15 protein-coding genes are annotated in these 21228 nt (G+C 38.6%); 10 read left to right on the top strand and 5 right to left on the bottom strand.

All coding sequences use genetic code 11. From position 1 onward, the window contains the following. Window positions 1-6 precede the first annotated feature (6 nt). The 10 genes from BM207_RS04930 to BM207_RS04975 all read left to right on the top strand — a co-directional run bounded on the left by BM207_RS04930 (window position 7) and on the right by BM207_RS04975 (window position 13797). Window positions 7-1614 carry a RagB/SusD family nutrient uptake outer membrane protein gene (locus tag BM207_RS04930; protein ID WP_090992444.1) on the top strand — a complete coding sequence of 536 codons (1608 nt, stop codon included), beginning with the start codon at window positions 7-9 and terminating at the stop codon, window positions 1612-1614. 87 nt (window positions 1615-1701) lie between these two features. Next, entirely contained in the window at window positions 1702-2340 is a 639-nt protein-coding gene (locus tag BM207_RS04935; protein ID WP_090992445.1) for a carbohydrate-binding family 9-like protein, read from the top strand. 19 nt (window positions 2341-2359) lie between these two features. Beyond that, complete coding sequence (gene nagA / locus BM207_RS04940) at window positions 2360-3559, top strand: N-acetylglucosamine-6-phosphate deacetylase (RefSeq protein WP_090992526.1); 1200 nt, start codon at window positions 2360-2362, stop codon at window positions 3557-3559. Window positions 3560-3566: 7 nt separating this feature from the next. Continuing rightward, window positions 3567-4328 (top strand): 6-phosphogluconolactonase, encoded by a 762-nt coding sequence (locus tag BM207_RS04945; protein WP_090992446.1) that lies wholly within the window; start codon window positions 3567-3569, stop codon window positions 4326-4328. Between the two features lie 60 nt (window positions 4329-4388). Next, window positions 4389-5204, top strand: a complete 816-nt coding sequence (locus BM207_RS04950; protein WP_090992447.1) for a phytanoyl-CoA dioxygenase family protein — start codon at window positions 4389-4391, stop codon at window positions 5202-5204. Between the two features lie 15 nt (window positions 5205-5219). After that, entirely contained in the window at window positions 5220-6041 is an 822-nt protein-coding gene (locus tag BM207_RS04955) for a sugar phosphate isomerase/epimerase (protein WP_245768026.1), read from the top strand. Window positions 6042-6048: 7 nt separating this feature from the next. After that, window positions 6049-8910 carry a glycosyl hydrolase gene (locus BM207_RS04960; RefSeq protein ID WP_245768027.1) on the top strand — a complete coding sequence of 954 codons (2862 nt, stop codon included), beginning with the start codon at window positions 6049-6051 and terminating at the stop codon, window positions 8908-8910. A gap of 13 nt (window positions 8911-8923) precedes the next feature. Next, window positions 8924-10390 (top strand): glycoside hydrolase family 28 protein, encoded by a 1467-nt coding sequence (locus BM207_RS04965; protein WP_090992528.1) that lies wholly within the window; start codon window positions 8924-8926, stop codon window positions 10388-10390. Between the two features lie 164 nt (window positions 10391-10554). Beyond that, window positions 10555-12609 carry a polysaccharide lyase family 8 super-sandwich domain-containing protein gene (locus tag BM207_RS04970; RefSeq protein WP_090992449.1) on the top strand — a complete coding sequence of 685 codons (2055 nt, stop codon included), beginning with the start codon at window positions 10555-10557 and terminating at the stop codon, window positions 12607-12609. Window positions 12610-12618: 9 nt separating this feature from the next. Continuing rightward, on the top strand, window positions 12619-13797 hold the full coding sequence (locus BM207_RS04975) for a glycoside hydrolase family 88 protein (protein WP_090992450.1): 1179 nt from the start codon (window positions 12619-12621) through the stop codon (window positions 13795-13797). A 93-nt stretch (window positions 13798-13890) separates the two neighbouring features. Here the strand turns inward: BM207_RS04975 and BM207_RS04980 are convergent, their stop codons facing one another. The 5 genes from BM207_RS04980 to BM207_RS05000 form a co-directional block, all read right to left on the bottom strand. Continuing rightward, window positions 13891-14952 (bottom strand): LacI family DNA-binding transcriptional regulator, encoded by a 1062-nt coding sequence (locus BM207_RS04980; protein WP_090992451.1) that lies wholly within the window; start codon window positions 14950-14952, stop codon window positions 13891-13893. A gap of 71 nt (window positions 14953-15023) precedes the next feature. Beyond that, window positions 15024-15821, bottom strand: coding sequence for a phytanoyl-CoA dioxygenase family protein (locus BM207_RS04985; protein WP_090992452.1), 798 nt, complete (start codon window positions 15819-15821; stop codon window positions 15024-15026). 4 nt (window positions 15822-15825) lie between these two features. Continuing rightward, entirely contained in the window at window positions 15826-17022 is a 1197-nt protein-coding gene (locus tag BM207_RS04990) for an MFS transporter (protein ID WP_090992453.1), read from the bottom strand. A gap of 10 nt (window positions 17023-17032) precedes the next feature. Further along, window positions 17033-19246 (bottom strand): glycoside hydrolase family 52 protein, encoded by a 2214-nt coding sequence (locus tag BM207_RS04995; protein WP_090992454.1) that lies wholly within the window; start codon window positions 19244-19246, stop codon window positions 17033-17035. Between the two features lie 3 nt (window positions 19247-19249). Then, a complete protein-coding gene (locus BM207_RS05000) occupies window positions 19250-21163 on the bottom strand; it encodes a sialate O-acetylesterase (protein ID WP_090992455.1) in 1914 nt (637 codons plus the stop codon). Window positions 21164-21228: the final 65 nt, after the last annotated feature.

Below are 21228 nucleotides of genomic sequence, written 5' to 3' on the forward strand. Positions count from 1 at the left end.
AATATTATGAAAAAATTAATTTTATTATTATTAATTTCTCCAGTTTTACTTGGTTTTCTTTCATGTAAGAAAGCTTTCTTGGACGAAAATTCTGATTCTGCTTTTTCGCCTCTTAATACTTATAAAAATAAAGCGGGTTTAGAGGCAGGAATTGCTGGACTAATGTTATCTGTTCGTGAGCAGTATACAACGCAGAACCCCGGTCAATCGTTATTGAATGTTATGCAAGTAGGTACAGATGTAGCCATAAATGGACAAAATGGACCAGAATCAGTTCCTTTTGAAAATTACTCTTTACTTAATCCTGAAGCTCTGGCAGTTTCTTACTATTGGACATGGGCTTATAAAGTAATCGCAAATGCTAATGCAATTATAGTAGGAGCAGCTGATGAAAGTGCTGTATTAACTACTGCTGAAAGAAACTTGTATACAGCCGAGGCTAAATTTTATAGAGCGTATGCTTATAATTTCTTAGTTACTTTGTATGGTGCAGTTCCCTTGGTAGAGAAACCTGTAAATTCAGCAAAAACAGACTACACAAGGGCTACATTGGAAAGTTTAAATACTTTAATCAATGATGACCTAATTTTTGCTGCAGCTAACCTTCCTAACATTGATGCAGTATCACAGTCAAGTAGAATAAATAAACAAGCAGCAAACCAATTATTAGCAGAAGCTTATTTAAGACAAGGTAAGAATGACCTTGCTGAGGCACAATGTATGGCTGTAATTAATAGTCAGAAATTAACTTTGGTTAAAACAAGGTTTGGTGTGAACAAAAATTTACCTGGTGATCCATTTTCGGATATGTTTATAACAGGTAATCAACGTCGCTCATCAGGTAATACAGAATCTATTTGGGTTGAAGAAATGGAATATCTTACACCTGGGGGAGGAACTCCTAATTTTGATCAACATAGAAGAGTTTGGGTACCTCATTATTCTGCTAGTGTAGGTTCACCTAGAGTTGGAAACCTATTGATTACTGATTCTTTAGGAGGGCGTGGAATTGGACGTCTTCGCTTAAGCTATTGGGTAATCAATAATTTATACTCAACTAACGATATGCGTAACTCTAAGTATAATATACGTCGCGATTTTTTCTATAATGACCCTGCTTTTCCTGCTTCTGTAGGAAAAAGAGTAGTTCCAGCACCAGCAGATACCTTATTTAAAATAGTTCCTTACACTACTAAATGGAACCATTTTGTTGCTGCAGACCCAGTTGGAAATAGCTCTTACAAAGATCTTACCATGATGCGTTTTGGAGAAACTTACCTTTTATTAGCAGAAGCACAGTTTAAACAATCTAAACTAGCTGAGGCAGCTATTTCTATTAATGTTTTAAGAACAAGAGCCAATGCAGCTCAAGTTTCGGCATCAGATATAACCTTAGATTTTATTTTGGATGAGCGTGTTAGAGAGTTAATTGGCGAAGAAAACCGAAGAATGACTTTAGTACGTACTGGAACACTTGTAGCCAGAGCTAAGAGGTTGAATCCCATCCAAACTTCATCGGTTCAGCTTTTCCACCAACTTTGGCCTTTACCACAAAGTGAAATTGATTTGAATAAAGATGCTGTTCTAACTCAGAACCCAGGTTATATCAGATAATCATGCTAAAAGATGCAAGAAATATGTAACCGAAAAGTACATGTTTCTTGCATTCCTAAAAGACTTTAATCACTGTTTACCATAAAAATGCGAATACCCTTAATAGAGTCTATTAGTTATAATACGGAGATCGAAAAAGTCTCTCAATTGCTAGACGCACTTCCCCAATTTCCAATCAAACACCAATCATGGGAAGGCTATCCAAGTAATTGTGAAGCAAACTTTGTGATTGCACACGCGGGTGATGCAATATGCTTGAAATTTTACGTAAAAGAAGACGTCATCAAAGTAAGTACCTACCAAACAAATGGACGTGTTCATAAAGATAATTGTGTCGAGTTTTTTGTTGCCTTTGGTACACAAAAAAAATACTACAATATCGAGTTCAATTGTACGGGCATCTGTTTAGTTGGTTTTGGTGAGAAAAGATTAAACAGAATCTTACTTGATGAAAAACTCATCGCTCAGGTTCAAACGCAAATTAAGATCATTTCTACGCCAGTAAATAGCAGCACTAAGTACACATGGGAAATTACGGCCCTACTGCCGATCGAAATTTTTGAAGAGGCAAACTTGCTTAGCTTTCATCAATTAACTGCACAAGGCAATTTCTTCAAATGTGGTGATGATCTACCGCAGCCGCATTTCTATAGTTGGAATAAAATTGAAGCAAAAGACCCCGATTTCCATTTACCAGAGTTTTTTGGAGCATTAATGTTTGATTAAATTGTTCAATAAAAAAGAGATGAAGAAGATTAAAATAGTGAACGGTCAAGTCATAACGCCCTATCGGATTGTTAAAAATGCTACCGTATTAATTAAGGACAAAAAAATAGAAGCGATAAGTGAAGGCGATATTGAAGTAGCAGGTTATGAAGTGATCGATGTTAAGGGAAACTATGTTTCCCCCGGATTTATTGACATACATATTCATGGAGGTGGTGGCCATGATTTTATGGATGGAACAGGGGAAGCATACCTTAAGATTGCAGAAATCCACGCCAAATATGGTACAACTGCAATGGCACCGACCACACTTACCTGTTCGAAAGAAGATTTGTTAACAGCAATAGCGCTTTATAAAAGCGCAACTGTTAAAAATACCCGCGGTGCCCAATTCATTGGTATGCACTTAGAAGGCCCGTATTTTGCCCTAAATCAAAGTGGCGCACAAGATCCACGATACATCAGAAATCCGGATGTAGAAGAGTATAAAGAAATCATTGCCTATGGTCAGGATGTTATTAAGCGATGGAGTGTGGCTCCAGAACTACCAGGTGCTGTTGAAATGGGAAAATACTTAAAAGCAAATGGAATTATAGCGGCAATTGCCCATACTGATGCCATTTATGAAGAAGTAGCGGAAGCTGTAGAAAATGGATACAACTTAGCTACTCATCTCTACTCGGCCATGTCTGGCGTTACACGCCGAAATACTTACCGTTACGCAGGTGTGATCGAAAGTGCCTATTTAATAGACTCAATGGATGTAGAAATCATTGCCGATGGCATTCACTTACCTCCACCATTACTAAAATTAGTGTATAAAATTAAAGGCCCCGATCGTATTGCATTGATTACCGATGCCATGCGTGCCGCCGGAATGCCAGAAGGGGAGAGTATACTCGGTAATAAGGAAACTGGATTAAAAGTGATCGTAGAAAACGGCGTAGCCATAATGGCTGATAGATCTTCTTTTGCAGGAAGTGTAGCTACCACCGATCGACTGGTTCGTACGATGGTGCAAATGGCCGATATTCCGCTGGTTGAAGCGGTTAGGATGATGAGTAAAACCCCAGCCACCATTATGGGAATAGAAGCTACTAAAGGGAGTTTAACTGTTGGTAAAGATGCCGATGTTTTAATTTTTGATGAAAACATTAACATTAAAACCACTATGATTAACGGAGAGGTTGTGTATACTTCCGCAGAATTTAGTAACTAATATTGAAATGAAAGAATTTTTAAAAGACAAGTTAACGGTGAAGGTTTTTGAGAGTAGGAAATCAATGGGGGAAGCAGTTGCTACTGCCGTAGCCGACTGCATTCATAATCTGTTAAAAAAGCAACCATTTGTAAACATTATTTTTGGCGCTGCACCGTCTCAGAATGAATTTTTTGAAGCTTTGCTTACAAAAGACATCGATTGGGCTGGGATAAATGCTTTCCATATGGACGAGTATGTAGACCTAGCTGCAGATGCACCCCAAGGTTTCGGTAATTTTTTAAAAGAAAGGCTATTCGATTTAGTTCCTTTTAATACAGTAAACTATATTGATGGTAATGTAAAGGATTATCAAGCAGAATGCTTAAGGTATGCAACATTGCTAAAAAAGTTAAAAACAGATATCGTGTGCCTGGGCATTGGAGAAAATACGCATTTGGCATTTAACGATCCACATGTAGCTGATGAAAATGATCCTTATCTTGTAAAGCGCGTTGATTTAGACGAGGCATGCCGTACACAGCAGGTCAACGACGGTTGCTTTAAGCATATTGATGAGGTGCCAACACATGCGCTTACACTTACTTTGCCAGCCTTATTAAAAGCTCCATATGCTTTTTGTACAGTGCCGGGAGAAAAAAAGGCAAAGGCGGTTTACCATACCTTAACAGCAGAAATTAATGATAATCTCCCTTCTACATTGTTAAGAAAACACAAAAATGCAGTACTGTTCTTAGACGAGCAAAGCAGTAAACAAATTAGTATTTAGAATCAAAATCCTGTATCTATGTAAACAATTAGATGCTTTGAACCAAATATACCTTAAGAAATGAAATGTGAATTAACTACAGAACAGATTCAGTTTTTCCAATCGAACGGATTTATTGTAATCGAAGATTTTCTCTCCACTGAAGAATTAACACAATGGCGTGAAGCGGTTACCGAGGCAATAGAAGAGCGAAATGGATTAAAAATGCCTGGAAAGGATGCTAAAGTAGGAATGGATGATGGCATCAACAAAGATTCGGAGTATTTCTCGAAAGTGTTTGACCAGTTGCTTAATCTTTGGCAAACGAATGATAAGGTTAAAGAAATTATGTTGGACGAAAGAATTGGCAAAATGGCAGCCCAGCTTTCTGGTGCCGATGGCATCCGGATTTGGCATGATCAAGCCCTCTTTAAACGCCCATGGGCCAACCCAACTTCATGGCACTTAGATACTCCTTTTTGGTCTTTTTCTGATCGTAAAGCTCTTTCTATTTGGGTAGCTCTAGACGATGCAACTTTAGAAAATGGATGCTTATATTTTATTCCAGCTTCATTTAAAGAAACGACATACGAAAATAAAGGAATAGGCAAAAATATGGACGGCATTTTTCAGGCCTATCCACAATTTGCAAGAGCAGTATCTGTAGCTGCGCCCATGAAAGCTGGAAGCTGCTCTTTTCACAATGGATTAACGATACATGGCGCAGGAGCTAATATGACGAGCGGATATAGAAGGGCAATGACCTGCGCCTATATGCCGGATGGAAACACCTTCAATGGCGAGCCAAATATTTTACCGGATACTTATTTGAAAATATTAAAAGTTGGTGATTTGCTAAATAATGAGGAGCAAAATCCATTGATATATAAAGCTTAGTGAATGGCTGCACCCATGAAATTTTTGTGTCCACGTTGGGGTTTTGAAGATATTCCCTGGAATATCTTCCTAAAACAGGTTAAGGAAGAAGGTTATGCTGGTGTTGAATGGTTTCCTTTCGGCGAACCAGGCGATTATCGTACCGTATTAGCACTGCTCCAATCTTATGAATTAGATTTTGCGATCGTAATGGCAGTCATTGAACCTTACCGTAATTTTGAAAGCTATTTGCAAAAACTCGAAATGGATTTGCATCAATTAATGGAAATTAGAGATCAAAATAAAGCACCCCTATTTTTTAGCGCACAAATAGGGAGAGAGTTTTTTGATGAACAGCAAATTAAAAAGTGCTTAACGCTTTGCCAACAGATAGAAGAAAAATATCAAACCCCTATTTACCAAGAAACCCACCGTAACAAATGGTCGTATGCCGCACATATAGTAGCGCCTGTATTGGCAAATGAGCCGGCTTTAAAATTAACTTTAGATGTTTCTCACTGGTTCTGTGTTTCCGAAAGCTATCTGGAAGATCAACAAGAGGCAGTTAACAAAGCAATTTTACATACTAAGCACATCCATGCCAGAATAGGAAGTACACAAAGCTCACAGGTTTGGGATCCTGCAAATGCAGAATATGCTGAAGCACTCGCCGCACATGTGAAGATCTGGGATCAATGGATTGAGCAAATGAAATTGACGAATGAACTCATAACCATTACTCCAGAATTTGGACCAGCACCCTATTTGGTAAAAGGAAACAGAACAAATTCCCTTGTTGATGAACAATGGCGTTTAAATGCATGGATGAAGAATTTTTTAAATAATCGATATCGCTAAAATGGAAATGATGAAGAGAAGATCCTTCTTGCTAAAAAGTACTGTTTTGTCGGCAGCTAGCATTGTAATGCTCCATAATAATGGTTTTGCCAATTCGATCGCAAACACCTTTATGGAGTTAGTGGAGGATGATTTTAAAAATCCTGTAACACATTATCGTCCCTTTGTAAGATGGTGGTGGAATGGCAATAAAATAGAAAAAGCTGAACTTGCCAGAGAACTTAGCCTATTGAAAGATGCTGGGATTGGAGGTGTAGAGATAAACCCGATTTCTTTTCCGTCCAACACAGACGATATGGGTATCCCTTCAGTTGAGTGGTTGAGTGATGAATGGATAGATTTATTGAAATTTACCTTAGAAGAAGCTAAAAAGCTGGGATTAACCTGCGATCTTTTAGCAGGTACAGGCTTCCCTTATGGTGCCGATTTCTTACAGGGGGAGGAACGTGCACAGGTAGTTGTAGTAGCCGTTAAAAAGCTTGAAGGACCAATCAAAATTGAATTCTCGCTTTTCGACCTTTTTAAAGAAGCGGATCCTGCAACTTTAAGTCCTTATAGCGGGCGTACCATGGAAATGCTCGAGTTAAATATTGTTCCAGATCCGCTGATTAGCATGGAACAGGTAAAGAACATCACCGACCAAGTTACGAACGGGGTAGTAAAGGTTGATTTGCCAGCAGGGAAGTTCGCTATTTATGGTTTAGTGAAAATTGATGGTTTCATGCGCGTTATACAAGGCGCTCCGGGAGGTGTTGGACCTGTATTGAACCATTACAATGAAAAGGCCGTTAAAAAATACCTTAACAAAATTACAGACACCATTCAAAATAGAATAGGTCCGTTAGCTCCGTACATCCGCTCTTTTTTTCTCGATAGTTTAGAAATGGAAGGGGCCAATTGGACGAGCGATATGATGGCCGAATTTAAAAAAAGACGGGGATATGACTTGTACCCATACTTACCGTTCATTCTTTTCAGAACAGGGAGAATGGGGAATACGGTAGATTTAAACTATGCGGTAAAAATGAGCCCCGAACTGGAGAAAATGCTGAATAGGATGCGGTTCGACTTTGAATTAACGAAAGCTGAACTTTTTAGAGAACGATTTTCCATTACTTTTAGTCAATGGTGTGCACAAAATAAAATAAAATCTAGAACACAAGCTTACGGAAGAGGACATTTTCCTTTGGAAGGTAGTTTTGGAATGGATATCCCAGAAGGAGAGACCTGGTTAAAATACGGTATTGGGGAAGAGATTACTGAAGCCGATTTCACTAAGTACCCCTGGCATCTGGGTCGGGGAAATACGATGATCAATAAATATGTTTCTTCAGCCGCACATTTAAAGGATAAGAAATTGATCAGTTCAGAAGAATTGACCAATACAGATATGGTATTTGCCGAAACCTTAGCGATTTTTAAGATTGCGGGAGATCAAAGTACCATTTCAGGTATTACCCATCCAATTTTTCATGGCTTCAATTATTCCCCAAAAAAAGCCGCATTTCCGGGTTGGATTACGTATGGTGGCTATTTTAATGAACAAAATACCATATGGCCACACTTTAAAAAATATACCGATTACAGAGCCAGACAGTCGGCCTTATTGCAACAAGCTACTTTTTTTGCCGATATTGCTATAATGGCACCAATAGGGGATATGTGGGGCGATTTTGGCGCACAAATGGAACCTTTCCCTTCACGGGTTACTCCTCCTTATCAGATGTTGGTGTGGGAATCAATTCATCAAAATGGAAATGCGTGCGATTATGTTTCAGAGCAGGTAATTGCCAGTGCTGAATTTAAAGATGGACTGATGATCTATGGTTCAAGAAAGTACCACACACTATTTTTAATAGAGGTTAAAAGTATTGAACCCCAAACCGCAAAAAAGCTATATGATTTTGTAAAGGCAGGAGGACGTATCTTTTGCATCGAGGCATATCCCGAGAAATCTTTAGGTTGGCTTAATCATCATAAAAGAGACCAAGAAGTAAGTGAATGGATCGATAAGCTGAAAAGCTATCCGAAACAATTTATCCTTTTACCTAAACCAGCGGCCGATTTTAAAACATGGTACCAACGTATTCAAACACAATATGGAGTTAAACCCTACGTGACCTTCGCTAAACCAAATTCAATGCTTACCCAAATAAGGTATCAAGCAAAAGACACCGAAATATTACTTTTCACTAATGCAAATGCACATTACTCTATTATGCTTGATGCCACATTTCTACCCGAAATTACAGCAGATAAACAGGCTTGGATCTGGGATGCGGCAACTGGTGATAAATTTAAAATTGACCTGAAAAATGGGAATTTTAAAACTAAGCTATATCCAGCCGATTCTAAGCTCATTGTCTTTAATAAGGAAGATAGTGGACAGATGTGGCATCCTATTCCTGAAGTACCGCCCAAAGCAATAAAATTAAATTCAATTTGGAAAGTAACTTTTAGGCATATGGATAAAACAGTAAAAACTAAAGAAATGCGTGAACTGCATGATTTAAAAGAACTTAGAGAGTTTACCCATTTTGCCGGAATAGTTTCGTATACATCCACTTTGCATTTATCAAATCCGTCAAGCTTTCGCTATATAGATCTGGGAAAAGTATTCGGTATCGCTGAACTGATCATAAATGGTAAGGATATGGGCACTACCTGGTACGGTCGAAATGCTTTTACCGTTAATAATGCATTCATAAAAGGAGCCAATACCATAGAAATTAAAGTGACTACAGTGATGCTAAATTACATGAAATCGTTAACAGAAAATGCGATTGCTCAATATTGGTCCAATAACAGTAAAAGAAAAGAACAACCACTTCAATCCATGGGTATGGTTGGCCCAGTGAACTTATTTTAATTATACTATGTTTATGAAATTTCAAAAGAGAATGGTCCTGATGCTGCTTGTTTTATTACAAGGTACAGCGGTATTTGCTAAAGATTATAAAGCGTCATTTTTCCATATCAAATCAGATGGCGCAACCATGAATACTCGCTCTATCCAATTTGCAATAGATTATATTAGCAAAAATGGAGGTGGTCGTTTGGTTTTTTATGTGGGGAGATATTTAACAGGCTCTATTCATTTAAAATCTAATGTAACCTTGCAATTAGAAGAAGGAGCAGTTTTATTGGGATCTACCAACCCTTTCGACTACGATCGATTAGGTAACACCGCACTTATCCATGCAAGAGATCTGGAAAATGTAGGCATTACAGGTAAGGGAATGATTGATGGACAGGGCAGGGCGCTAGCAAACAATTCTATTGCTTATGCGAATGATGGACTGATAGAGGACATCTTAAAATACGATCGTACCCGCGAGTCAATCCGTCCGATGGTAATTTATTTCGTTAACTGTGTAAATGTAACCATCAAAGATGTTATTCTTCAAAATTCTGCTTGTTGGTTACAGACTTACGAACGCTGTAAAAATATGTTAATTGATAATATTACTGTTAATAACGTTGCTTTTTGGAATAGCGATGGAATTGATATAGTAGACTGTGATAATGTGGTTATCACGAATAATAAAATTGACGCAGCAGATGATGGAATTTGCTTGAAATCCCACAATGAAAAATTTTACTGTAATAATATTTTAATCGAAAATAATATAGTGCGTACCAGCGCAAATGGTATAAAACTGGGCACAGCAGGAAAGGGTGGCTTCAGAAACATTAAAATTATTAATAATATCGTTTATGATACCTACCGTTCGGCTATAGCTTTGCAGAGTGTAGATGGAGGTTTTTTAGAAGATATTGTGGTAGATGGCTTGAAAAGCACCAATACTGGCAATGTAATCTTTTTAAGGCTGGGGGAAAGGATTGCCGGTAAAAAATCAACCATGAATAGAATTTCCATTAAAAATGTGGTTGCCGATGTGCCTTTTGGTAAACCAGATGCAGGTTATGATTATGAAGGACCTATTGAAGATATGCCACGGAATATTTCTCCGATTATTATTGCAGGTTTACCAGGACAATATATCAACGAGGTAAGTTTCACTAATTTTGAAGTTTCTTATCCCGGAGGTGGAAATAAATTCTTGGCCTATGTGGGTTTAGACCAGCTGGATAGTATTACCGAGAATCCCGATGGCTATCCAGAATTTTCGATGTTCAAAGAGGTGCCAGCTTGGGGTATTTACGTTAGACATGCCAAGAACATTAATTTTGCTAACATCCATTTAAAAGCAGAAAAGAAAGACTATCGATTACCCATCGTGATGGACGATGTACATGATGCACAATTGAAGAAAATTACCTTCGAACAAATTGGTCAGAAAAAATTAATACATACCTATAAATCAACTAACGTTACAGTTAAATAAGGTGATTATAAAATAACGTTAAGCAAGTTTAACAAAGCCCGTTCTTGCGAAAAACAACCTCGTCATTGCGAGGAACGAACTCGTCATTGCGAGCGCAGCGAAGCAATCTAATCGTGAGATTGCTTCGCTGCGCTCGCAATGACGACCTAAACGAATGAATTTAAATGAATAAATTATACCGCCTATTTTTTAAAGTTTTGCTACTGGGTTTTATCAGCAGTCCTTCGTTTGCACAAAAGGAATTTGAACAGATAGAATCTAAAATTACAGCATATTTAAAAAAGGAAGCCGATACAAGCCATCATAACACTATGAAAGCAAATGGAAGCTGGCCGGATATTGATTATCTATCAAAAGCAGAAACAAATTGGTCACCTTTATTGCATTTAAATCGAGTTAAACAATTTGCTTTATTAGGTCAAACCGCTCCTAAAGCCAAGATTAATGCAGCGTTGCGCTATTGGTTACAAACTAACCCAACAAGCAATAATTGGTTCCAAAATGAAATTGCATCACCAACGGCTATTGGCGAGATTTTGATGCTTTTAAAAAGTGGCAATAGTGTGCCAATTTCTCTGCGAGATTCGTTAATTAAGTGTATGACTAAAGGAGATGTTGAAAGAGCAGTTGGAGCCAATAAATTAGATATCGCTATCCACATGATGTACAGAGCCAGTATAATGAACGATAAAAAGGTAATGGATTCAGCGGTTTATCAAGCCTTTTTACCAATTACATTGGGGAATAACGAAGGCTTGCAGCCCGATTTCTCTTACAGACAACATGGCCCACAATTGCAGATTGCAAGTTACGGACAAGTTTTTTTAACTGGCGAGTACAAAGTTGCATCTTGGTTAATTGGTACTTCCTATGCAATACCTGTAGAAAAGTTGAAAATTTTGGACCAGTATTTAATCCATACTTATTTGAAAACTATTAGAGGACGTTATATTGATTTTAATACCGAAGGTAGGGGAATAGCCAGAAATGATGTATTAGCAAAGCATAACATTACAGCGCAAGCTGGAAAACATAGCCTGTTGGAACTGGCAAAACAAGTGAACCCCAAAAATACAGCAGCTTTAGAAGCGGCTGAAAAGCGGATTTTAAAAACAGAAGCGCCCTCTTTTGAGGTTAAACCTAGCCACGCTTATTTTTATAAAAGTGATTATACTTTACACACTCGACCGGCCTATAATTTCAATGTGCGTACCGTTTCTAAACGCACCGTTAGAACTGAAACAGGTAACAGAGAAAATTTAATGGGAAAATTCTTGCCTGATGGTTCCACAAATATTCAGCGAAGCGGGGATGAATATTTCAATATTATGCCAGTTTGGGAATGGGATAAAATTCCGGGGATCACAAGCAGAGACTATGCCGTTGATCAAAGAACAACCCTCGAATGGGGCGAAAGGGGAGTAGGAAGCTTTATTGGCGGTACAACTGATGGATGGTACGGAACGACCGTTTATGACTTGAATTACAATGAAGTTACGGCAAAAAAGGCTTGGTTTTTTTTCGATGAAGAAGTAGTTTGTTTAGGTACAGGAATCAACAGTTTCGCTAGAGAGCCCATCACTACCACCGTTAATCAAGCTTGGCAAAAGGGTAAAGTAATGGCTTTTACAAACCATAAATTGATGGAGGTAAACCAAGGCTTTAAGGATAAAGAAGTTAAATGGTTATGGCATGATAGCATAGCTTATTATTTTCCACAAGGTGGTTTGGTGAGCTTAACAACCGAAGAACAAAAGGGAAATTGGGCCACTATCAATGCAAACCGTTCCAAAAATGAAGTTAAAGGAAAGGTGTTTAAGTTGTGGTTTAACCATGGCATAGATCCTGTTAACCAGTCGTATGCTTATACCGTAAAACCTGGAATAAGTGAGCACGATATGCTGAATGTTAAACCTTCATCAGTTAAGATACTTCAAAATACGCCTCAAATGCAGGCCGTTGAACACGAGGATTTAAAAATGGTTCAAGTGGTGTTTTATCAAGCAGGAAGTTTAGTTCAGCCTGGATATACTATCACAGTTAATCAACCTTGTGTGTTATTAATGAAAGCAATCGACACCCAAAACCCTACAGCCTACCTAGCTGATCCAACCCAAAAATTAACTGACGTTCAAATTAGTTTTAACACTTCCACTGCATCACTTACTTTTCCTCAAGGAGATCATCAAGGTGCAACTGTTAGTTTTCAATTCAATTAATCATAAATTATGAAAAAAATAATCCTACCCTTTATTTTATTACTTTCCATAACTACTAGTGCACTGGCCCAGAAAAAACCAGTGATCAATATTGATCAGGCATTTGATGTGGCTGCAAAACAATATACCAATATGCTGGCAAGCCATCCAGATATCACCAAGTTTCCACAATCAACAAAGAAGGACGGAACGCCTGATAACCGTAACTCAGCTTGGTGGTGTAGTGGGTTTTTTGGCGGTTCATTATGGTATTTGTTTGAATATACGGGCGATACGAAATGGAAAACAGCCGCTGATAAATGGACAAAAGCTGTAGAAAAAGAAAAGTATAACACGAGTACGCACGATTTAGGTTTTATGTTGTATTGCCCGTTTGGCAATGGTTATAGGCTAACCAAAAATGAAGCCTATATAGAACCGATACTTACCGGAGCTAAGTCGTTGGCCACCCGTTTCGACCCCAAATATGGCTTAATTAAATCGTGGGATAAACATGCCGATTGTGAATACCCTGTAATCATTGATAATATGATGAATTTAGAGTTTTTATTTTGGGCAGCTAAACAATCAAAAGATAAAAGGTTATATGATATAGCAGTAACTCATGCTGATAACACTTTAATGCATCATTTTAGACCCGATTTTAGCAGCTATCACGTAGTTTGTTATTTGCCTGGAACTAAAGTTTTTAGAAAGAAAACACATCAAGGTGCCGCAGATTCATCGGCATGGGCCAGGGGGCAGGCTTGGGCACTCTATGGCTATACCATGATGTTTAGGGAAACTAAAAATCAAAAATACCTGCAACAGGCAGAAGGTATTGCCAAGTTTATTATCAATCACCCTAACCTGCCTGAGGATAAAATACCGTATTGGGATTTTAATGCACCCAATCTTCCTAACGAAGAAAGGGATGCCTCCGCAGGAGCAATATTTGCTTCGGCATTATTAGAACTCAGTACCTACAGCAAAAAGAATAAAGCAGTATATTTCAATACAGCCGAAAAGATGTTGTTGAGCCTGGCGTCTCCCGCATATACTGCGAAAATCAGTGAAAACAATAATTTTATTTTAAAACATTCAGTAGGACACAAACCTGGTAACTCAGAAATCAACACCCCTATCGTTTATGCAGATTATTATTACCTGGAAGCCTTGCTACGGTACCAGAAATCATTTGGGAAGTAATAAGCTAACCGTCATTGCGAGGAGTTGCGAAGGATGAAGCAAAGCAATCTGATCGTGAGATTGCTTTTGTACTTCGCAATAACGAGCTTCCCCCTAATTGCGATACGATTTATAATTTTCTCTCGTGATAATATCTATCGGCATATAATAGGTAGGCTCTACTTCGGCGTTTAAAACCACATTTTGGTACAAGGTCATAATCCCTTTATATCCCTGTTCCTGGGGTTTCTGACAAATCAAGAAATCGATGATTCCCTTTTTCAGATGCTGGATACTTTCGGGCAAGAAATCGTATCCCACTAAGAAGATATGTTCTTGCCCGGTTTTCTCTAAAAACTGGGCAACCGAGAAAACCCTCGAATTGGTTACGAAAATGGCCTTTATATCACTGTTCTGTGCGAGTGTTTCCGTTAAGCAGGCAGCAACAGATTTATAATCGGTATTTGGTGTAATATCTGTCTTAATAATTCTAACCTGCTTTTGATGGTCTTTAAAATAAGAGATAAAACCTTCCTCTTTTCGTAACAAATGATGATAGCTATCAATCTCCTTCGAAATGTTTACAATCAGGATTTTATCACCCTTGTTTACTAAGTAATTCACCATATGGGCACTTAAATGTCCGCTTTGAAATAAATCTGGCCCTATATAACTTAGTCTGGCTTCGTTGGGAATATCGGAGTTGATAAAAACCTGAGGAATTTTCTTAAGATTACAAAGTTTAGAAAAGGCTAAAGACTCCTCAATAAAAATAGGCGCAACCAAAATCCCATCGATTTCTGTTTTAAGAATATTCTTGCTTTGCTTTACAAATGATTGCTTATCGTTTTGATCATAAAAATATTTATCGATTACAATGCCGAACTGCTTAATTTCTGCCTCGGCCATCTCAATGCCCTTGATAGGCGCATCCCAAAATTCAGTCTCCGTAGAAATTGCAGGAATTAAACTCGCAAAGCGTAATACTTTTTTGGAAGCCAATCTCCGTGCTAAAATATTTGGCTGATAGTCGAGTTCTTTCATAATGGCCAATATTTTATGCTTGGTCATCTTAGAAACCCCCGTTCTATTATGCAAAACTCTGTCAACTGTACCTATGGAAACATTCGCTCGTCTTGCTATTTCCTTTACCCCAGTCTGCAAATTTGTTTTCATTGTACTTATCGAATTCTATTGTAAAAGTATTATTACTATCCGACAAATAAAAGCTAAATTTTAGCTCATATTTATTTCACCAAAAAGTTTGCATCTTCTTCAATGCCTTCACTATTGGATTCTAATAATGCCTGATCATTTACACAGTTGATAGGCGCAGTGGCGGATGGATAATTTCCCTTATAAGGTTTGTTTGTAAGGAGATTATAGGCCGAGATTAATGACCATCTTGGATGATCACTGAGATTTGCATCAGAACGGTGTAAAGTATTGCTATGAAAGAATAAAGTATCTCCAGCTTCCATTTCTACAAATACCAACGCTAATTGCTTTAGAAGTTCGTCAACACGTTCTTGATTGGCCCCAACCTGTTCGCCACTAAACCCATGCTCAATCCGCCCCGCTAGATGTGAACCCTTTAAAACTTGCAGACAGCCGTTTTCTTTAGTTGCCGGACTTAAAGCAGTTAATACGCTGATCATCTGTGGATATAGAAAGCCGTCACGATACCAATAACCATAATCTTGATGCCATTCCCAAGCTCCTCCAACTTTGGGCTCCTTTTGCATTAGCTTAGAATGAAAATGGGCAGGTTCTCCGCCTAACAAAACACGGGCGCCGTTTACAATTCTCTTAGAACGGGCTAGTAAGCTATATACATCGTCCCCTAGCGAGTACCACAAAGCAAGCTTGGTGCGTAAGCCATTGGCATCACCCCGATCATATGATTTGTGGCTGATTACTTGGTCCTGTACGGCAATGGCATAAAGCTTCTTTACCTCATCAGGTTTTAACATTCCCTTAACCAGTATATATCCATCTTTATCAAAAAGCTCTTTTTCCGCTTTGCTTATTTTTTTATAGTTCATTTTTTTAGTTTTTATTGTTAATTAACCGTGTAAGAATAATATAGCCGATAAGATAAGTACATCCAATCATCATAAATATGCCTCCATATCCACCCGTAAATGTCAAAATTCTGCCAGTTAGCAGAGAAAGCACAATACCGCCACTTACTGCCGAAAGGGTAGCTACGCCCATTACGGTGCCTACTTCTTCTGATGGAAAAATATCGGTAATGGTAGCGAAAATATTTGCTGTCCAACCGCAATGAGCCGCCGCTCCTACGCCAATTAAAAGTACGGCAGTCCATAAGTTTGTGGTAAAGCCCACCCCACATAGTACTAGGGCAATTATCGCACAGGTAAGTAATGCCTGTCTTCTGGAAGCATTGACTCCTTTACCTTTTTTTATTAAGTAGGAAGAATAATAGCCTCCTGCCAAGCTGCCCACATCAGCCAATACATAAACGGTTACCAATGGCCACCCCAGAGAACCTGTACTCACTGCTTTTGTTTCGTTTAAGAACTTAGGAAGCCAATATAATAAAAACCACCAGGTGGGGTCGGAGATGAAGCGGACTAAACAAATTGTCAATACTTCTTTCTTTAGCACTACCTGCTTCCAGTTCTTCGTAACTACCGCTGCTTGCGTTGCTAAAACTGCTTTAGGCGGAGATTTATAAGTGATGAACCAAAAGAAAAGCCATATAAAACCTAAACCGCCTGTTAAGATAAACGCCCATTGCCAACCAAATTTATAGGCAATAAAAGGAATTAGTAAAGGGGCAACAATGGCACCTATATTCGATCCCGCATTAAAAAAACCAGTTGCAAATGCTTTTTGGGCCGGAGGAAATAATTCGGCAACTGTTTTAACACTGGCAGGAAAATTAACTGACTCCCCTAAGCCCAAGCTAAAACGGGCGATGCCAAAGCCGAAAGCTCCTTTTGCAAAAGCATGCGCCATTCCTGCGGCACTCCATAAAGCAACCCCAATTGCAAATATCCACTTGGTGCCAAATTTGTCCAATAACTTTCCTGTTAGCACCACGCCTAGGCCATAGGAAACCTGAAATGACATGACAATATAACTGTAATCTATTTCAGTCCAATTGTATATTCGTTGTAACTCGGGCGCCAATATGCTCAACACATGCCGATCCAGGTAATTAATGGTGGTACTAAAGAAAAGCAGAATGCAAATTTTCCAACCGTAAGAAATTTTCATGAATTAAAGGTTATTGATATTGATTTAAATGTGGTTGATTTTGCAAAAGCCAATAACCTAGGATAGAAATGCCCCGAGGGTACCAATAGCCTATCCAAACATCATCTTTTTTCAGCAGGCCATCATTATAGGCATACGGACTATTCTTATTCCATTCATAAATGTAAGGGGCAGAAGAGTGTTTAATTCCATACCATTGCGAAGCCACCACATCGGCTACAATAGTTTTGCTAAACCAGGTTGTTCCTTCTTGGGTGGTCAGTTTAATCCCATAATCGGTAATGCTTTGGACATAGGTATCGGCATAATCCTTTTTTAAAACCGAAGCTAGCTGATTTAAGAGTGGTAATTTGGCACCAACCAAACCAGGTAAAAACAAACCTTCACCAATCACTACCGAACGCTGGTTCCACTTAGGAAAACTTTCTGTTAAACTAACCGGAATGAACCCATATTTTTTCTGTGCCTTTTTTAATACATTAAGAATAAGTTGAGCTTCTCTTTCCAAATGTAAGGCTTGTTTATTGCGCAAGCCCTCATTGTTTACAGCAATACCCATACTTTTAAAACCTGCGCCTTCTCCATCCACCACACCTGTGTTTGTCGCATCTATGGCGGTTACAGCTTCTTTATTGGCTAAAGTCCTCAGCATTTCTCCTGCAACGGCGTACGCACTCAATTGCTTAGCACCCAAAAATGTATTGTCTGGCGAAAGTTTTAATGCCTCATTGGCGTCATAGGTTGTCCAGCCATAACCTTTATCCGCTATTCCGTTTCCATTGGTATCTCTATTGATCACCGATTGCATTAAAACGTTTACCGTTCCCAGCATCGACCTCACAAAAGCATCATCCTTACTAATTTTCCAATAATAATAGAGCAATAAAACAAATGAGGTGTTTTCTTCAACAGCCATATGTGGCCCATAATTATAATTTGCTGTTTCGCTAACAAAAGGTAAATCACCTACATCGTGATAAAGATAGGGGCCGTATTCTGCCGCTGTCATACCTTGTTGGTAAGCAGGTTTATTTTGAGTGGCATTAGCAGCTACAGTTAGCTCTGCTCTAGCAATATAGTTTGTCCATTGACTTAGTTGAAGTTTTAATCTCCAGGGACAAAAAATAGCGCTAACCTCCGTTTCATGGGCTACATCAACCGTGCTTAGGTGTTTAAATCTACCCTCCGAAACATAAAACCGAGCTTCTTTAAGATTGTCAATTAAAAAGAAGGTGTTTGCCAAATCGGTATGAAACGTTAAGGCTAAAACCCATTTCTCTTGCGCAGTTAACTTGCTATTCATTAAATTGTCCTCAAATTTTTGCGTTAAACGAAGGTTTTCGGCAATGTTTTCTTGGGCGTAACTTAATACTTCGGAAATATTTTTCCAGTATTGGGAATAATAAAAACGAAGTGGTTGATTTACGCGCTTGTCTTCAATCACCGTACTATGATGATGGGTGGCATACACTTGATGATATTCTTTTTTCTCCTGCGGTTCCAAGTTAAATTCATAGTACAAACCGCCAAATCCCTCCTCGTTAAACGTGCCATTAGCAGGAGATTTGATCGTTGCTAAGGCGGTTTTTCCGTTCAAATCTGCATTGTCCCTAAATAGTACCACTTGTGTTCCGTTGTTTGGCTGCATGGGTTCGAGGCTCATAAAATTGAAGCCTTTAACAGGTGTTTTGGCCAAGGCAATTTTAAGCTTGCCATTTACTGGTACGTTATGCTCGTTTGTAATATTAATTTGCATATAAAAGCCCGGAAAGATTTGTGTTTTAATCGCTGTTGTATCATTGAGGTCTTTAGAAGGAGTAAATGCAGAGATTAAGGTAAAATCAACTTTAATGCCTGTTGGCGTTTCTCCTGTAATTTGCATTGAAGTTGGTCCGAATTTAAGCTGCTGATTTTGTAAATAAGTAGCGTTGCGTGGAAGTTTGGTGGTTCTAAAACAGTATAGTTTTTGGTTAACGGTTATACCAATTAACAAACCGGTTTGTTCATCCATGTCAAAACCCAAGCTTCCCGTTTGTATGCTTTGCTTTTCATTGAGTAAGGAAAACGTAAATCTACTTCCTAACCTAGAATTGAGCAACGAAAAATTTGTACTGTCCGTAAGGGGAGTAGCAATTAGGTTTTGATCTACTTTAAAACTTTGCGAAAAGGCAGTTAGGGTGAAACTGAGTAATGAAAAGGTTAAAAGTGCTTTTTTTAAATTCATAATTTAGTTGCTTTTAAAACTGGATGCTGGTAAGCCTTCTTGATTATATAGATTGGCGTCGTCCGGACTATCAGCCCATGCGTAACGTACTGCTACTGGTTTCGAAACTCCCGCATTGGAAACCGCTACCTGTTTTCCAATTATTTTTGCCTGTGCGGGTATAAAATTCTTGCCATCTGCGGAAATAGTAAAGCCCTTTAATGCCTGCCCTTTGGCGATTAAGCCCCCTCCAACATGATCAAAAGTGACATGAATCTCCTTGCCAGCAATACTTATTGATCGATACAATGGACCGGAAGAAACAATATTTTCACCATAAGCAATTTTTTGTGCGGCCAATGACAATCGTTTTCCAACGTCTAATTTGTTTCGGGGATGAAGATCTTCTTTTTCACCAATGTCGTGTGTAACCACCATAGCCGTATGGGGTATTTTCACGGCCTTAGCTTGCGCCTCTCGCAGCAAAGCCCAATGGCTAACGACAGGCTCAATTCCAGTAGCTGAATAGTTCGGTAGTTGTACATATAGGAATGGCAAGCTTACTTGCTGCCAGTCTTTTCTCCATAAGTTTATTAAGGAGGTCAACAGATTATAGTACTCTTCTGGTCGGGGTATATTGCTTTCACCCTGGTACCATACCATCCCTTTTATGCGATAATTAGCTAAAGGTTTAATCATCGCATAATAATAGGCGGTAGGACTATGAAGCGATAAACCATTTCCTTTTGGTAAAAGATCTTTCTCTATGCCAAATTTGAATTTCCATGGATTATTCAAAACAATGGAATCGTTATTAAATTTAACCTGATATGTATTTTTAGGATTAAAACTCATGCCTGTCGTCGGACTCGTAAGCCTGATCGTGATCTCATTTTCACCTGCCTTTAGTGAACCAGCTTTAATCACATAATTGCGATCGGTGTAACCACTATTAATACTTCCAATCTTTTGTCCGTTTAAATAGGTTTCATCTTCGGTATGCATCATGCCCAATGAAAGAATGGCTGCTTCTGCAGCTAAATGCCCGGGAATATTTACCGTGGTTTTAAACCACATGGAGCCATATTTGGGAAGTTTGACCTGCTGATCTAATTTAGCCAAATCAATGATTTGTTGCCAATCGGTTCCCGGAGGTGCAGTCGCTAAATGCCACTTTTGGATAACTCCTAAATCATCCTCTTTAATTGATTTATACCATGCTTCAGTTTTTAATTGATGGGCTTTAAGAATTTGGGCTACCAGGGTAGTATCCTTTAGTTTTTGAGCTACCGTATCATAGGCAGGCAAACCTTTAAGCGACTCGCTGTTTACCCACGATTGGATAGGCGTACCACCCACACTCGAATTAATAATACCAATCGGTATTTTGTATTTTGTATGCAACTCTCTAGCAAAAAAATAGGCAACTGCCGAAAAATCCAATACGGTTTCCGGATTTACTGAAACCCAGCCTTTGTCGCTCCCAACATCTCCGGTAGGGTTAAATTTCATAGCTCTTTTAACCGTAAATTGTCTAATTTGTGGATAATTACTTTGTGCAATTACTTGAGGATAAGTTGCCTTGATATTGGCCCTGCCCATCATCGCCTCCATGTTAGATTGGCCCGAACATAACCACACGTCGCCAATGAGTAAGTCCCTAAGCTCAATTTTGTTAATCTGCATGGTATAAGGTCCACCTGCCAGTTGTGGTGCAATAACGATCATCCACTGTTTATTTTCTCCTGTTTTGGTACGATAGGTTTTATGTTTGAAGGTTAAGGTTATTTCTTCGCCAGGATTAGCCCAACCCCAGATTTTTAATGGCGTGTTCCGTTGCAATACCATGCCATTGCTTACCAATTGTGGAAGTTTTACTGCTGCATTTGCTGTAATAGCCAATAGCAACCAACCAATGATACCGTATGATATTTTCATGAGTGGTTTATAAGTGGTTTGATTTAGCCAAGATAAAAAAAATATATATAAGTTATCGTACACGA

It is taken from the genome of Pedobacter insulae (genome assembly GCF_900113525.1).
Lineage (GTDB): Bacteria > Bacteroidota > Bacteroidia > Sphingobacteriales > Sphingobacteriaceae > Pedobacter > Pedobacter insulae.

Coding starts and splice junctions, on each gene's coding strand:
- BM207_RS04970 (WP_090992449.1), top strand. CDS start 10,555: ATGAATAAATTATACCGCCTATTTTTTAAAGTTTTGCTACTGGGTTTT.
- BM207_RS04975 (WP_090992450.1), top strand. CDS start 12,619: ATGAAAAAAATAATCCTACCCTTTATTTTATTACTTTCCATAACTACT.
- nagA (WP_090992526.1), top strand. CDS start 2,360: ATGAAGAAGATTAAAATAGTGAACGGTCAAGTCATAACGCCCTATCGG.
- BM207_RS04985 (WP_090992452.1), bottom strand. CDS start 15,821: ATGAACTATAAAAAAATAAGCAAAGCGGAAAAAGAGCTTTTTGATAAA.
- BM207_RS04935 (WP_090992445.1), top strand. CDS start 1,702: ATGCGAATACCCTTAATAGAGTCTATTAGTTATAATACGGAGATCGAA.
- BM207_RS04990 (WP_090992453.1), bottom strand. CDS start 17,022: ATGAAAATTTCTTACGGTTGGAAAATTTGCATTCTGCTTTTCTTTAGT.
- BM207_RS05000 (WP_090992455.1), bottom strand. CDS start 21,163: ATGAAAATATCATACGGTATCATTGGTTGGTTGCTATTGGCTATTACA.
- BM207_RS04955 (WP_245768026.1), top strand. CDS start 5,220: ATGAAATTTTTGTGTCCACGTTGGGGTTTTGAAGATATTCCCTGGAAT.
- BM207_RS04960 (WP_245768027.1), top strand. CDS start 6,049: ATGATGAAGAGAAGATCCTTCTTGCTAAAAAGTACTGTTTTGTCGGCA.
- BM207_RS04950 (WP_090992447.1), top strand. CDS start 4,389: ATGAAATGTGAATTAACTACAGAACAGATTCAGTTTTTCCAATCGAAC.
- BM207_RS04995 (WP_090992454.1), bottom strand. CDS start 19,246: ATGAATTTAAAAAAAGCACTTTTAACCTTTTCATTACTCAGTTTCACC.
- BM207_RS04945 (WP_090992446.1), top strand. CDS start 3,567: ATGAAAGAATTTTTAAAAGACAAGTTAACGGTGAAGGTTTTTGAGAGT.
- BM207_RS04965 (WP_090992528.1), top strand. CDS start 8,924: ATGAAATTTCAAAAGAGAATGGTCCTGATGCTGCTTGTTTTATTACAA.
- BM207_RS04930 (WP_090992444.1), top strand. CDS start 7: ATGAAAAAATTAATTTTATTATTATTAATTTCTCCAGTTTTACTTGGT.
- BM207_RS04980 (WP_090992451.1), bottom strand. CDS start 14,952: ATGAAAACAAATTTGCAGACTGGGGTAAAGGAAATAGCAAGACGAGCG.